Annotated in this window: 16 protein-coding genes; 1 reads left to right on the top strand and 15 read right to left on the bottom strand. The window is 45.2% G+C overall.

Features of this window, described 5'->3' with window-relative positions:
* The 7 genes from BXP28_RS16975 to BXP28_RS16950 all read right to left on the bottom strand — a co-directional run bounded on the left by BXP28_RS16975 (position 1) and on the right by BXP28_RS16950 (position 5,926).
* Positions 1–369, bottom strand: a complete 369-nt coding sequence (locus tag BXP28_RS16975) for a 23S rRNA (pseudouridine(1915)-N(3))-methyltransferase RlmH (RefSeq protein ID WP_036655646.1) — start codon at positions 367–369, stop codon at positions 1–3.
* A 903-nt stretch (positions 370–1,272) separates the two neighbouring features.
* Positions 1,273–2,529 carry a Gfo/Idh/MocA family protein gene (locus BXP28_RS16970; RefSeq protein ID WP_023482378.1) on the bottom strand — a complete coding sequence of 419 codons (1,257 nt, stop codon included), beginning with the start codon at positions 2,527–2,529 and terminating at the stop codon, positions 1,273–1,275.
* A 172-nt stretch (positions 2,530–2,701) separates the two neighbouring features.
* A complete protein-coding gene (locus BXP28_RS23355; protein ID WP_023482379.1) occupies positions 2,702–3,217 on the bottom strand; it encodes a LacI family DNA-binding transcriptional regulator in 516 nt (171 codons plus the stop codon).
* 492 nt (positions 3,218–3,709) lie between these two features.
* A complete protein-coding gene (locus BXP28_RS24505; protein ID WP_023482380.1) occupies positions 3,710–4,057 on the bottom strand; it encodes a hypothetical protein in 348 nt (115 codons plus the stop codon).
* 24 nt (positions 4,058–4,081) lie between these two features.
* Positions 4,082–4,243 carry a HAMP domain-containing protein gene (locus BXP28_RS24500; protein ID WP_230460789.1) on the bottom strand — a complete coding sequence of 54 codons (162 nt, stop codon included), beginning with the start codon at positions 4,241–4,243 and terminating at the stop codon, positions 4,082–4,084.
* Positions 4,244–4,487: 244 nt separating this feature from the next.
* Positions 4,488–4,655 (bottom strand): CxxH/CxxC protein, encoded by a 168-nt coding sequence (locus BXP28_RS16955; protein WP_024092951.1) that lies wholly within the window; start codon positions 4,653–4,655, stop codon positions 4,488–4,490.
* Between the two features lie 56 nt (positions 4,656–4,711).
* On the bottom strand, positions 4,712–5,926 hold the full coding sequence (locus BXP28_RS16950; protein ID WP_023482381.1) for a S1C family serine protease: 1,215 nt from the start codon (positions 5,924–5,926) through the stop codon (positions 4,712–4,714).
* Positions 5,927–6,087: 161 nt separating this feature from the next.
* Here BXP28_RS16950 and BXP28_RS16945 point away from each other — a divergent pair, with 161 nt between their 5' ends.
* Positions 6,088–6,297 carry a hypothetical protein gene (locus tag BXP28_RS16945; RefSeq protein ID WP_024092949.1) on the top strand — a complete coding sequence of 70 codons (210 nt, stop codon included), beginning with the start codon at positions 6,088–6,090 and terminating at the stop codon, positions 6,295–6,297.
* On the opposite strand, the gene BXP28_RS16940 is transcribed toward BXP28_RS16945, so the two are convergent.
* The 8 genes from BXP28_RS16940 to BXP28_RS16905 form a co-directional block, all read right to left on the bottom strand.
* On the bottom strand, positions 6,266–7,072 hold the full coding sequence (locus BXP28_RS16940) for an MBL fold metallo-hydrolase (protein WP_036655649.1): 807 nt from the start codon (positions 7,070–7,072) through the stop codon (positions 6,266–6,268). The two genes, BXP28_RS16945 and BXP28_RS16940, sit on opposite strands and share 32 nt — an antisense overlap.
* Positions 7,073–7,118: 46 nt before the next feature.
* Positions 7,119–7,886 (bottom strand): two-component system regulatory protein YycI, encoded by a 768-nt coding sequence (gene yycI / locus BXP28_RS16935; RefSeq protein ID WP_023482383.1) that lies wholly within the window; start codon positions 7,884–7,886, stop codon positions 7,119–7,121.
* 32 nt (positions 7,887–7,918) lie between these two features.
* On the bottom strand, positions 7,919–9,232 hold the full coding sequence (locus tag BXP28_RS16930) for a YycH family regulatory protein (protein WP_023482384.1): 1,314 nt from the start codon (positions 9,230–9,232) through the stop codon (positions 7,919–7,921).
* Positions 9,229–11,055: a cell wall metabolism sensor histidine kinase WalK gene (gene walK / locus BXP28_RS16925; protein ID WP_023482385.1), complete on the bottom strand. Its 1,827-nt coding sequence runs from the start codon at positions 11,053–11,055 to the stop codon at positions 9,229–9,231. The genes BXP28_RS16930 and walK overlap by 4 nt, the downstream gene beginning before the upstream one ends.
* A complete protein-coding gene (gene yycF / locus BXP28_RS16920) occupies positions 11,056–11,775 on the bottom strand; it encodes a response regulator YycF (RefSeq protein ID WP_036657280.1) in 720 nt (239 codons plus the stop codon).
* Between the two features lie 234 nt (positions 11,776–12,009).
* A complete protein-coding gene (locus BXP28_RS16915; RefSeq protein ID WP_051427958.1) occupies positions 12,010–13,257 on the bottom strand; it encodes a peptidoglycan DD-metalloendopeptidase family protein in 1,248 nt (415 codons plus the stop codon).
* Between the two features lie 302 nt (positions 13,258–13,559).
* The gene (locus BXP28_RS16910) at positions 13,560–14,222 is read right to left on the bottom strand and encodes a hypothetical protein (protein ID WP_051427959.1); all 663 of its coding nucleotides are present in this window, start codon (positions 14,220–14,222) and stop codon (positions 13,560–13,562) included.
* A 225-nt stretch (positions 14,223–14,447) separates the two neighbouring features.
* A complete protein-coding gene (locus tag BXP28_RS16905; RefSeq protein ID WP_023482389.1) occupies positions 14,448–14,798 on the bottom strand; it encodes a YxeA family protein in 351 nt (116 codons plus the stop codon).
* Positions 14,799–14,898: the final 100 nt, after the last annotated feature.

Genomic DNA, 14,898 nt, shown 5'->3' with positions numbered 1-14,898 from the left:
TTATTTATGATACGGTTCTCCTCGATTTATCTTAAACGCGCGATAAATCTGCTCCACCAGCACCAGCCTTATCAGCTGGTGCGGCATTGTCATGCGGCCGAAGCTTAGCCGCATGTCCGCACGGCGGATCACCTTATCACTCAGACCGAGCGATCCGCCGATGACAAACGCCACCTGGCTTCGCCCATAGATGGCCAACTGGTCGAGCTGCTGCGCTTGAGTTTCGCTAAGTGTCTCCGGTGCCTTCTCATCCGGCACCTCTATCATCTGTACCTTGGCATACGGGCCAAGCCGCTTTACATATTCCGTGATTCCCTGCACCAAATATTTTTCCTTCAATTTACCTACTGTCACAATCTGTATATGCAAACAAGTCCACTCCTTCTATAGTATCATCCTCCAAACAGGAAGACATTGTAGTTTCTGCTTATGCCCAGGAATTGCTTCCTTATGTTGGTGATCTTTGTTGGAATATTGCTGGATCGCCTTATTCGCTTCGCATATTTGTCCATCATACCGTACACTTTAGTTTATGGAATAATAATTGGAGCATATTATCAATCTTTAGTGTAGGCAAGAAACAACCAACCTTTTCTAGGTTTATAGCATAAAAACTCTTTACCTGCACCCTCCCCCTACTATCAGTTCGGTCACTTTCATTCCTCTATATAAGTAGCTCTCCATAACCCCTAAGGTATGTAATAGTTACCAATCGAGATGCTTTAGTTCATACAGAGTGTTGATTGCGATTCCACGTTCCAATCAACTTATTTAAATTTTTTGTCTCAATTGAATTACGTTATGCAAGTTTTCAAGTTAGCGAAACAATCTTGTTTATCTAATTGTTCGAGATGCTAAATCTTAATCTACCCTAACATCCCAAATTCGATCTGCATCCCTGCCTTCCCTTTCCTATATCAGTCAATATGATCCTTCCCTCTTCTTACATTACACATTTTAAATTCCTTACCACCACTTACCACGTTACACGTGGAACATGTTGCCAATTGCCTTATATAAAATAAAAAAGGAGAGCTTACGCTCCCCATAGACTGGTGAGAAACCCTATAATGACAAAATAGCTATATAAAACAGAAGTGGATTATTCCTAGACCTGGGCCTATCCTGCCAGCGTTCGTCCGGAACAATCTTGCGTGAACTGGGTGTCTCGATAAGTTCGGAGAGCCAACGCTCTCAAAACCCACTTACCGCATGGGACTATTTAGCCAATTTATCCGGTTTACTCCTTCATCACAATCATTTCCTCTACCATTATGAAGTAGAAGATGCAGAGGCTTTGCCCCCTGCGAATGCCAGCAAATCATCCGCTAATGGTGGAATAGCCACCGTCTGTCCTCCGCTGCGCATAGAGGCTGCCGCTGCACAACCGGTGGCTACGCTCATGCGGCCCGCTAGCGGGTGAGCAACCGGTTCAATGCCGTACTGAATCATGTCAAGAAATTCCTCGCAGATGACCGGGTCAGCCCCTCCATGAGTCCCTTCCCCGGTTTTAATATCATAAGTTTGGTCAGATAAATCACGCCATGCACCCGACTTCCGGGTCTTTACCCAAACTTTTCCGTCCGGCTCCGAATTCTCCATTCGGCCTTCTGTCCCGATAAATACATAGTTACGATGATAATCTGGAGTAAAGTGGCATTGTAAGTAAGATGCTTTGATACCGCCCTCCAATTCCATGATCACCATGTTGTTATCTTCCACATCTATTTCCTGGCGGAATGCGCATTGGGTCCGTTCGTTAAACTGTGCTTCCGGACATGTCCGCTGCCGTTCACATTGCGGGCAGGTCAGGTCGTTCGGGGCATCACCGCCGAAATAATCAAGACTGCCGAATGCGGAAACTCGCTTCGTATAGCGGCCTGTAATCCAATGGATGATATCAATATCATGAGACCCTTTCTGCAGCAGCAATGACGTCGACTTAATCCGCTCCGCATGCCAGTCATGGTAATAAAAATCCCCTCCATAACCGACAAAGTGCCGTACCCAAACGGCTTTGATCTCCCCTATAGTACCGGACTCTACAATCGCCTTCATCGTACGAAACATGTTCATATACCTCATATTGAAGCCGATCATGAGCTTCTTGCCCGATTCTTTCCATGCCTCCAGGATACGGTCGCACCCTTCCGTTGTAATAGCAAGCGGTTTTTCACAGAAGACATGCTTTCCCGCTTTCAATGCCTCGATTGCCTGCTCTTCATGGCAATAATCCGGTGATGTAATTGCAACCGCATCAATTTCTGGGTTTGCCAGAAGCTCCCGATAATCAGTTGTCAGTTGCATATTATCTGTATCATTGTCTGTACCAAACTCTTGCCGGAATTTCTCCAGTGCCTCCGGCCGTAAATCAGCCGCTCCTGTGATAACCGAGCGCCCATCCGGCTGATGCCAATACCGGGCCAAAAAACTCCGCATTCCTAGTCCAATCATGCCTATCCTTACAGGTTTATTCTTCTTTCCCTCCAATTTTTTCTCCCCTTCCATTTCTACTTCTTCATCTCCCATCTTCCATCACCTTCGTTTTGATTATCCGTTCCCCCTCCCCTTGATCCTCGTCCGAAAAATCTTACCGGAAACAATACCTTCTCTAACATGGTACAGTCTATTCAAGAGGATTGTTCAAAAGTGAAGACTTGGAAGCCCTTACAAAATCTCAAATCAAATATTATAATATTCGTTATCCCAGCTCTGTGAGATAGCGGGTCGCCTCCAGTGCCGCTTTCCGGTGGTCCCAAATGGCGATGTTTATCCCTTTCCTTTCTTTTCCACCGTAAAATACGCTCGGAATTCCGGATTGTTCGACCATATCTATTAGAACATCATCCATGTCCCCTGTAATCAGGATACCATCCGTCTCACGGACACCTAAAAATTGCTTCAGCCTATGGAAATCATCCGGTATCGCCTTGATATTCATGAACAGCAGCCGATAATCGTGTAAACCTGCTGTCTCCTCAACAATGTGAAGATCTTCCATGTACCGCGGGTCATCTGTCTCCCGGTTGTATAAAAGAAAACAAAGTGTAGGCGGGGATACTTCCTTATCCCGATAGCCAAGCTCCTGGGCCGCTTTTAAAATGCGTTCCCGGGTTTCCTTCGAAATCGTACTGCTTGGCGTATTGTTCAGCACGAGCGATACAGCCGTGCGTGAGATGCCCAAGTAATCGGCAATATCTTTCTTAGTAACGGACATGGCAAGCTTCCCTTCATTTTACGTTATCCTGATAATAAATCGCGTTATATTCCTCTTCATTATAGTACAATTCATTATTGCGTCAAACAGCCTTCCCTCTTCCTTACCTTCTTCCTTCCCTTCTTCCCTTTTCCTTTTTTCTATTTTTTTCTCTCATCATTTTCTTTTTTCTTCTTTCATTTTTCTTCCTCTCTTGAAGTCCTTGTCCCCACTCTCCCCTTCACTCAGAAGTAGGAACCCGCTAAAAATAAGCTACACAAAGATTAAGCAGGCATAATTGACGGACGGCAAGTGCCGGTATTTTGAGGGAACCCTCAATTGAGACAAGACCCATAAAGCGCATGAGTGCATGGAACATATTGAGTACCTGGGGCACTTGAAGCACTTGAATTTTTCGAAAAACTGAACGAATGGGATAGTGGCACTAAGCAATTCAAAAATAGAGATATATCAAAAAAAGATTAATAGTGGACTAATAAAGGTTAATAAAGGCTAATAACGTTCAATCGCCGTTCCTACCCGATCCGTCCCTACACCGATATTGCCGATCTGATTAACAGCCTGCTCAACGACGGTTGTTCCATTTTCCTCTTGCCCGGCTGCCTCCTGGGCTACCTCGGAAACCATGGACGCGGTTTCGGCGATTTTCACAATACCTTGCGCCATATCGTTCATGGATATCGCCACTTCTGGACCCGGAAGCGTGGGAATTGGCGCTTCGGCAATCTGGCGGATGGAAGAACCGATCCGGTTAATGCTGCTTTGCGCCCTATCCACACCGGAAGAAACGATTTCTGTCGTTTTTAGTACCCGATCGGATGACTTCGAAACGTCTTCCACCAAATGCTTTAAGTGAAATACTGTCTAGTTAAAGTCTTGGGACAGTACGACAATTTCGTTCTTCCCCTGAACATGGGTCGTTTTCGTCAAATCTCCTTCCGCCACTTCTTTCACCGTTTGATTTAGTTTATGAATAGGACGGACAAACCGTGCCGCAAATACATACACGAATACGATTGTGATCACTAGCGCAACCAGGGAAATTAAAACCAATGTAAAAGAAAGTTTTGCAATTGGAGCATGGAGTTCTTGAATCGGCGCCGTAACAAATACCCCCCAGCCATAAGAAGAGCGTAGGCTGCTTTATACTCCGTATTATCTGGAAGATTCCTTTAGAAAAAATTCGAAAAAAGAAAAAAACCCCCTTCCACAAGGAGGTTTCAGACTTTTGACAAAGTCTTTTTGCATTTATCATCACAAAAGGTTTCGCTTATACCACCAGATATCGGGCCTCACCATCACACATTTCACAATGTGCAGGGGGATTCCATGCCGGGAACTGCGTAGTTTTCAAATCCACAATATCGGGCGCATCTTCATACTCATCTAGAAATTCATCAATAGCAATGTCCAGGTGTTCCTGGCAAACAACGATCATGATCTACCTCTTTCCTGTCTAATTTCTTGCTTTACGCATCTTTCTGGCTACGTACATCACTTGGCCTCTCCGGATTCGCTTAATTGAACCGTAGTGGTCTGTTTTTTCCCGTCCCGGTAAAACATCACTTCCATAGGGTCTCCAATATGTTTTTGCAGATACAGATACTTGCGCATCTCAACGGTCGTATTAATCCGTTTGCCATCCATTTCAACGATAACATCCCGGGATTTCAGCCCTCCTGCTTTGGCAGGGCCGGACGCCTCAATCACAATCAGACCGGTCTGTATTTCCTTGGGCAGCTTCAACACGCTGCTTCCGCTTACCGATTGCAGCTGCTGGGTTGCTACTCCAAGAAAAGGTCGTTTAACCTTATGCTCCTCATCCAGCAAACTGTTCAAAATAGGCTTCACATCATCGATCGGAAGGGCAAAACCAACACCCTCCACACCGGTATCCGATACTTTCAGGCTGTTGATGCCGATGACTTTGCCATCCAGGTCCACAAGCGCCCCTCCGCTGTTTCCCTGATTAATGGCCGCATCCGTTTGGATCACTTCCATTTCCCAATCCGGTACACCGTCACGGGCTAGTGAGACCGGAATGGTCCGTTTCGGTGAAGAGATAATTCCCCTTGTCACGGAAGGAGCTTCCCCCAGGCCAAGAGGATTGCCAACAGCAATTACCGTTTCTCCCGTTTTGACCTGATTGGATTCGCCAAACTCCGCGATACTTGAAAACCCGCCCCCGTCAGCCTCCAGAACAGCCAGATCGGAAATATGGTCTTTGCCTATCACTACGGCCTTCTTCTTTTCTCCGTGTTCAATGGCCACTTCAAACTCATTGCCGCCTTCGATAACATGATTGTTCGTAACAATATGCACCTTATCGTCGGATCGTTCGAACACAACGCCCGAACCGACTCCACTTGCTTCAGCTACATCATCCTTCTTTTTTTTGTTTAAACTTGTAACACTGACTACGGACGGCCTGATTTTCTCGGCAGCATGAACAACCGAGTCACTGATTTGTCTTTGCGTGTCTTTTTGTAAAACCCCAGAAGGATTTGCCACCGGATTGCCAAACGGACGAAAAACCAGCAGCAGTAACAGCATAACTGCCGCTCCGGCAGCAGCGGAGATCAGAATCAGCCGCGTGTTTCTGTTACGGGAGCTGCGTACCTTGGGAGGCTGTTGGCCTTTTTGCTGCATCTGCAGCCAACTTCTTTCCATCCGCTTCGTGGAAAAAAAATCATCATCAAACAAAGACATAGGACTCATCCCGCATTCAATTTCCTAATCTGCTATTTTTCTCTCAATCTTTCCGTAAGTAGAGGAATGTTTATCTTCTTCCTGGTCTACACTAGTACTAGCTGTCCCAATCGTTTCTGATTCTATTGAAATTACCATTTAATTAAGGAGTGAAACGTCCAATGAATAAGCCCTATTCCCCCTGGAACGAAGTCGGCATCATAGCCAAACTGGCCGATATGAAGGAAACACAATACCAGCAGGCTCTCCTGCTCTCTTCAGTAATCGATCTCTTAATGGAGAAAGGTATACTTACCCAGGATGAATTAGCTAGAACCGCTAAACATCTGGATAAGGAGCTTACCCTGCACTTAGATCATCCCATTCCGTAGGACGGTCAAAATAAGTATCCATCAATCGGATATTTTTCTCTTTCAGACATAAGCCCTTGTCCTGCACTACGGCCCGGATTGTCATCCTGGCAAGATCCATCAGGTTATGATCCCGGCTTAGGTGGGCCATATATACGGATTTTGTTTTTTCTGTAAGTATATCACAAAGGGCCTCGCCTGCAGCTTCATTTGACAAATGCCCGATATCACTTAAAATTCTGCGTTTGATATTCCAGGGATAATGTCCTACCCGCAGCATTTCAATATCATGGTTTGTCTCTAGAATTAACGCATCAGAATCTCCGATCTTATCCTTCACTTTGGAGCTCATGTACCCAAGGTCGGTAGCAATGCTGAGCTTACGGCTTCCCTGATAAAGTATGTAGCCAACAGGTTCAGCAGCATCATGGGAAATTCCGTAAGACTCAATCCGGATGTTTTCAAACTCAACGGATGTTCCGGTTTCCATGAAACGCTTATGTTCATCGGTAATAGTTCCGATATATTTATCGAGCTGTTCCCACGTTTTCTGATTAGCGTAAATAGGCAGCTGATGTTTGCGGGATAGGGCACCAAGCCCTTTGATATGATCCGAATGCTCATGAGTAACAAAAATGGCATTCAGCTCCTGTCCTGATACTCCGCGTTCCTCCATCAGCTGCTCCAGCTTCTTTGCGCTAAGCCCTGCGTCAACGAGCAGCTTGGTTTCTCCTGTATCTACCAACACCGCATTTCCCGTTGACCCGCTGGCCAGTACGGTAAAGCGAAATGACATGCTTTCTGCTCCTCTCATTTCTTCAAAATGCAGGCCCTCCGTATAACTATCTCTCGGATTTGTCCCCATTTGTTCCAATTGTTTTTTCCGGTTCTTTCGATTCGGCATCCACAGCACCATTAAAAGCATGGATATAATAAACGGAGCCTTTGCCTGTCGTTACTCTCCAATAGGGAACCATGTATTGTACCTGAGAGTTAAACATCTGTCCATGATACCCCAGTCTTACATCATTGATTGTACTTCCCTCCAGCAAATATTTCTCAATCAAGGTCCGGAGGGCTACATAAGCAGGAATAACCTTTTGTTCCTCTTTTTGTCTGTCTCCTTGTTGAACATCTACATAAGCCTGCTTATAGCTGACAATCTCTCCGCCTCTCTCATCCAGTTCGAGCCTCACATCAAAGAGAGGCAGCTGATTATACATCTGATTCAGCACATACACTCCCTCTTTACTGCTCACCGGATCATGCTGATAAGCATCAAACTTCGGTATTTCTGTTATAGTCTCGCTCTCTTTCTGATCGAATTTTGAAAGGATCGCATTCAGCCGGATCGGCTGCTGCAGCATCACTTTTTCATTTTTAAACTGATCATTATAAGTGACCGTAATCTCCCTCAGCCTGGGGGTATCCGTCGGAAGTACAGCATTCAGCTGAATATTCTTGCTTCGCAGGAGTTTATTGGTCTCCTCCAGCATATCACCGGGGAGATCGGACCCGCTACCATTCCCCTTGAGAAGCTGGTAGCCAAGCACAATATTCAGCAGCAGAAAAGCAATGATCAGAATTGATTTGGCCCGACTCCAGTCCACAAGTTCATCTCCTTATCCCCGTCTTTACAGACTTATTTTAATGGTTCAATCGAACCGTCCTTCCATTGCACCATCCATACCGGCATCATGGTAAAGCCATTCTCACTATATTCCGCCTGATAGGCGACAAATACGTTCACGATAGAAAGACCCGGCTTTTTCGGATGGGAACGGATTCGTTCCTCCAGATCTTGTCCGCCTTGCAAGGTTACTGCTTCTTCCCGTTTGGGCTGTGTCATGTCAGTATTGATCATAGACCGCTCATAATTGGATATAATTCCTTTTTGAACGGTAATCCGAATGATCCCGACTGATTCAGATTCTTTGGCGAATATCGGGACGCCATCCAACATGATAGCAAACTCAAAGGTTTGGTCGGAGTACGAAGGGTACGAGGATGGCTTGACCAATTTGTACCGTCCGTTCCAGCCTCCGTGCTGATTAATAAATCTGACACCGGCCTGCAGATTCTCGTATGCATCGTTCTTGGCTTCCACAGGAGCAACCGGATCCGAGTAGATCATCCAGCGCTGGTCACTGGTGATTTGCAAACCTTTCTTCCCGTCCGTATAGATTTGGGAACCGTCACGTTCCGTCAAATTCCGGGTAATAATCGGATCTACAAACAAAGTGCTCTTTAGCTGTTCAGCTGTAAACTGGACCATCTGGTATTCCTTTTTACTCAAGGTTATTTCTTTATCAGGCAAATAGAAATCGCCCGAAGTCGAAAGATGGTAAGGCATGCTCTCTTCCTGATAAGCAATGAAGCTGTCACGGTCATCCGCTGAAAAATCCTTGGCTGAGAAATCGGAGCGGTTCACCTCATAAAGAGGGGTAGTCGAATCTGGTGGAAACAAGAGGGTCTTTACCGTTTGCTTGTCTTCTTTCAAGTAAATGAGTATAGTCCCGATTAACGTATTTTCCTGGGGCATGTCCCCCTTGAATTGAAACATTTTTTGCAAAATATTAAGCGAAATGCCCTGGCTAAACCTTAGTTCTATACCGGGTTGTTTGGTCCTTGCATCCTCCAGGCCGGATGCGGTAATCCCTTGACTTATACGACGAACATCCTCGAAGGTACGCCCCTTGATTTTATTGCCTATAGAATAATATTTGGCAATATTCGGGTACAGAACTGTATGTGCCTGATTTCCTAGATGGAGGACAATCTGGTCCGGAAAAAGTAAATCCTTGGTTTCAACTGTAGAGCCCAGAGGCTCCGTTTTAACATAATCATTTTGCGGGATAGGATCATAATTCGGATTGCTGTAGGAGAGTACTAATGTCTGAAGCAAGCTAAGTCCGACCAGAAAGGCAAGAACGGTTGTCTTCACTTTTTCCATCATGCCCGATCCTCCTCCTCATGATGAACCGGAAGTGTAAACGAAACCCTGGTTCCCACGTTATATTCAGACTCCAATTGGATGGATCCCCCATGGGCTTTCACTATTTCCCGGGCAATCGACAAACCTAGACCGGTTCCGCCCATATTGCGTGATCTTGCTTTGTCCACACGGTAAAAACGCTCGAAAATACGCGATAGATCTTTTTTCGGTATCCCTATTCCTGTATCTTCGACAGAGATTTCTACCCAATCATGATCTAACCTGTTTGCTTGTATGCGGACTATCCCCTCATCAGCAGTATATTTAATCGCATTGGACAATAGATTATCCAGGACTTGGTCGATCTTATCCCGATCTATTGAAATGCTGCCAACTCGGGCATCCACACTTACATCAATTCTGATTTTCCGTTGTCTGGACTGTACCGCAAAACGGTCAGCCACCTCTTCCAGCATATCGGAAATGTTAGTCGGTGTCTTCACCAGTGTAGCCTGATTGGAGTCCAGCCTGGATAAATGGAGAAGATCTGTAACCAGCCTGATCATTCGCTCTGTTTCGTTCCGGGTAACACCCAGAAAACGTTCTGATAGCTGAGGGTCCTCAATAGCACCGTCGCCCAAAGCCTCCAAATAGCTTTTTATGGTAGTAAGAGGGGTTCTGAGCTCATGGGATACATTAGCGACAAACTCTTTCCTGGATCGCTCCAGCTTCTCCTGTTCCGTCACATCCTGAAGAACGGCAATGGAACCTGTTATTCCTTCTCCCCTTCTATGAATGGGGGTAAAGGTCACCCTGACCCATATTTTCTCATCCTCATCCAGCTTGAGCTCAAGAAGAGTGGTGTTTTCATGCTGGGAATATTCTGTCACAATTTCCTGAGAGATCCCAAGAAGCCGGGATAAAGGTTTGCCAAACCACTGTTCTTCCTTTACCTGCAAAATCTGCTTAGCCCGGCGGTTCATGACAATAACCCTCCCGCTATCGTCCGTCGCGATCACACCGTCATTCATATTGGCCAGAATAGAGGAAAGCTTTTCCTTCTCTTCTTCATTTATGGACAAAGCCTCTTTCAACCGGTTCATCATAAAGTTGAATGTATGTCCAAGCTGGCTGATCTCGTCCTTACCGTAGACCTTAACTTGCTGATCAAACTTTCCTTCAGCCGCTGCTGTCGCTTGTCTGGTAATTTCCTTTATCGGTTTCGTAATAGTACTGGATAGCGTAACTCCAAGAACCCCCGTTAAAGCGAGTGCAATTGCCGTACCTACGATCAGAATCTGGTTTATGCTGGTCATTGTTTTGTATAATTCTTCCATCGACGATACGATGTATACCGCTCCAACAGGCCGGACGTCGCTGCCAATAGGTTTTGCCAGCACCATCTTCCGGATGCCGTCAGTATCGGTAAAAATCCGCTGATTATCCCGAATTCCTTGCAGCGCCAAGGTCACTTCCGTCTGGGTATTCTTTTGACCGACCAGGTTTTTATGCCCTTGTACGGAGGTAGTAAGTACCTGCCCGTTGCTGTCAATAATTTGAATCTCGGTTTGTGAAATCGCAAACAGATTGTTTACCTCACCCAATTCCGCTTCCAGCTTCTTTTCATCCGTTTTTCCTTTTTGAAAGTCGTCAAATTTCTGCTCCGCATATATGGAGATCAGTTCCGCATTCTTGCTGCGGGCTTCGATAAAATCATTTTTGTAGTAACTCTCCAGCGTCCGGTAAAAATAAACACCAATCAGCTGCATGGCAATCAGAATAAGCAGTACATAGATGATAATCAGCTTGGATTGGATAGATTGAAAGAAGCGGATATTCTTCATTTAGAATCCTCCGCTTTTGCCACTCCGCATCATGTAGCCAAGGCCTCTGCGGGTTACGATATATTCCGGTTTGCTTGGGTCTGTCTCAATTTTTTCACGCAGACGCCGGATAGTCACATCTACCGTACGTACATCTCCAAAGTACTCGTAGCCCCATACCGCCTGAAGCAGATGCTCCCGCGTCATGACCTTGCTGGGGTGCTTGGCCAGATAATAAATCAGTTCAAATTCACGGTGGGTTAAATCCAGAGGATCACCGTCTTTATAGACTACATACATATCAGTATCAATAAATAATGTGTCCAGCCTGATTCCCTGGGGTTCTTCCTTCGCCACTTCCGGTGCGGCTTCTGATTTAATCTGCCGGCGCAGATGGGCCTTCACCCTGGCCAATAGCTCTCTTGTTCCGAACGGTTTGGTGACGTAATCATCGGCTCCCATTTCGAGCCCAAGGACCTTATCGATTTCTGTATCTTTAGCAGTTAGCATAATAATAGGCGTGTTCAATTTGCCCCGCACTTCTCTGCATACATCCATTCCATCTTTTACAGGCAGCATCAAATCAAGCAAAATGAGGTCCGGCTTTTCAGAAAAGGCCAGTTCCACAGCTGTTCCGCCATCATAAGCGCAAATGACTTCATAGCCTTCTTTTTCAAGATTGAATTTTAAAATATCCGCAATCGGCTGCTCATCATCTACAACCAGAATTCTTCTTTGCATCCGTTCTTCACCACCTGTCTGCCTGTAACTTGGCAACTTTCTTTGTGCCATACTTTTTATTTTATCATAATTCTGTATCAAGCAGAAACGCCCCGCGTTCTTTACGGGCAGGATATTGTTTCCTCCCAAGATAAGACCTTCAAATTAAGGTTTATACTTTCTTATCTTTAAAAAGAGACTTGAACGTCCCCGGATTTGGGTTTCCGTTCAAGCCTCTCTTCTCCAGTTATTTCATTATTGAGCCAAATATTTCAGAGGATTTTGCAAATCCCCATTCAGATGAATCTCAAAATGAAGATGGACTCCCGTGGAAAAACCGGTACTGCCCATCATCCCGATTTTTTCCCCTTTTTCTACAATACGCCCTACGGACGTATCAATCTTGCCAAGATGCATGTAAACTGTCTGAAATCCATTCGTATGATCCATGATAATATAATTGCCGTAATCATGGCGGCTGCCCGTATTCACTACTTTACCGTTATCCGCTGCCATAATAACCCGGTTTCCTGTCATATCAATTCCTTTGTGCATCTTGCCCCAGCGCTCCCCGAAAGTGCTTGTAATGCTTGGCGACAGTACAGGCCATATAAATTTACCGGTTCCTTTGCCTTGACTTTCCTTGGTCCCTTTTTTAATCTTTTCAGTAACGGGGTTCTCCAGGACATCTTCCCGGATAACTTTTTCCTCAATAATCTGACCGTCTACTTTGGTTCGTTCAATCGTTACCTGTTTCTTTCCGTCTTTGCCTTCAACAATCACTTCTTGTCTTCCTGCCATTGTGGTATCATCCCAGATAATTTCGGTCTCGTGCCCGATCTTCTCCGTCTCCGTTACTTGCTTAACGGTTTTAACCGAAAGAAGAGGGCCTTCCCTGTCCCGGAGCTTCGTCATCATCTTTTCCTCCCCCATGACAATACCGGGAGGCACCTGAACCTGGGAAGTGCTTACTTTCTCCACAAACTGTACCTGTTCTACTTGATCAGGCCCATCAACAGAAAGCACTCCCACCTCGCCTTTTCGCCCGAAAGAATCTTTGAGCTCAGCCAGAATCCGGTCCGCTGTCGCCTGATTGTTTACATAACCAACTGTATTGCCGTCCACACGGATAGCTACCCCTTTGGCCTGTGGTTGTACCTTCTCATCAAGCACATTCAACACTTCCTGATTGCTGAACGAATTCCCGTACAGCACTTTCACTTCCTGGCTTACTTCTATTCTGGGAAGGGATATCTCTAAACCGGGATACTGCTTCTGACAGCGGTTCAGCACTTCGTCCTTATACTGCTCGATAACTTTCTGGTCAAAAGCATATCCTACTTCCTGGCCCTCCAGCAAAACCGGATACAGTTTAATCAGATGGGTACTTACCCAATATCTCCCGCCAATCAGCAGGCCTATCATTATAAGAATAGCAGCAGCTATATAGAGAACTGTTTCATAGGGATGCCGGAAATTTTTGATCTGTTTGGACCCAATCATCTTCTTCTCCCGTTTGTTTAGTAGCTGGTCAGGCATTTATTGCCGTACAAGTAACCCCATACAAAAATGGACATGACGGAGTAAACGGATTCGCCGTTTAACGAATCGGCAAATGTCTTTATAGACAGCCCGCAGCTCAATGTCCCTATCAATTACCATACCAATTCTTTCAATTTCAACAGCATCCTACACATTCTGCATCCGTTTTCATAAATTTTTTATAAGCCGGTGCAGATTTGGTAGATGAAGGAAGTATTTGGCATATGATGGGATTAAAACGGGATCGGCTCACCTTCCTTTCCTTATTGGCCTTGTTTGAATGCTCCGATGATCTCCTCCACCTCTTCTTTTTTCAAATAGCCGAGCAAGATCTCCTGTACCTTGTCTAGTTCGTCTTGGGTTAACCCATCTTCCATCAGTGTGGAGATGGTATGCATCTCTTTTTCAGGTACTTTGGATGCAAATAGCTGAAAAATTTTGTCCTTCTCTTGTTTGGACAATTTTTTCTTGAATTCCGTTAATTGGTCCGGTGTAATCACAACGCGCTGATCATGCACTGCCTCTTTACTTTCGGACTGCTTCGCTCTGCCCATTGTTGTAATCGCTTCTTCCTCTTCCGGTTTTTTCTCTGCGGAATTTTGCCCGCCGTCACCGGGAATAGCGGATGGGGTCGGAACAGGGCCTGTTGGAGCCGGAGTTGGAACCGGAGAAGACTTTTGGGAAGCTTCTGCCTTGTTCTTTTCCGTACTCTCTTTCTTTTTGTCCTTGGATGTAACTATATTCAGTTCCTCACCGATTCTTTCGGCTAACCACGAGAATTGAATCTTTTGGCCTAAGGGCAGATGAAATTGTTTAGCCGCATCTTCGATAACCATATTGATGATAAGCAGTGTAATACACGTCGAAATCACCAGTACCATGCCTGCCATTGCCACGAATTTGGCGAGCCAGATTACCGCTCTCATGCGATCTTCCTCCTTGCTTTTCGCCAAAGCTTAGTTGCCGTTAACTTCCAGTATCGACGAAAACAAGCGGAATCAATCCTTTTCTGCTTATAATGCACAAAACAAAAAACACCACTTCCGCAGTTGAGTGGAACGGAAAGTGGTGACCCTTAGGGATTATATCTATTTGAAGTAAGGGCTGCTATAAGGAAAAGGACCTGCCTGAAGAAAGGACAGCCTGTACCTTTACGGAGTGGCCTGGAGTTTCTCCTTCACTTTGTCCGGCAATTCTTCTTTCTTCACTTCATCGTAGCTGGTTACTACTTTCTTGCCATCCTTATCTTTCATATAAAGGCGTAGATATGCACCCTGTTTAAATTGGTCTTCTCCAAATTTAGAGAACGTTAGCTGAATTTCTTCTCCCTTTTCGTTATAAGCCGGGAGCGTATACTCGTACTGTTTATGTTGATTATCCAGTTTGCCCTCACCTTTAATTTGGGTGTAAGCCTGATCTTTAAACATTCTGTTAAAATCGCACCCGGTCAACATCACGACAACGACTAGGAAAATACCGATATAAGCAGTATATTTTCTCATAGTTTATTTACCTCCTTAGCACTTCCTATTTGTAGTTTAACAGTTTTCCACTCTTTTTATGATCGATTTTCATTACAAAATACGCCTGAACCTTACATTT

It is taken from the genome of Paenibacillus larvae subsp. larvae (genome assembly GCF_002003265.1).
Lineage (GTDB): Bacteria > Bacillota > Bacilli > Paenibacillales > NBRC-103111 > Paenibacillus_H > Paenibacillus_H larvae.
The sequence above is the reverse complement of the archived record's forward strand: the minus strand, read 5'-3'. Positions and strand labels throughout refer to the sequence as shown.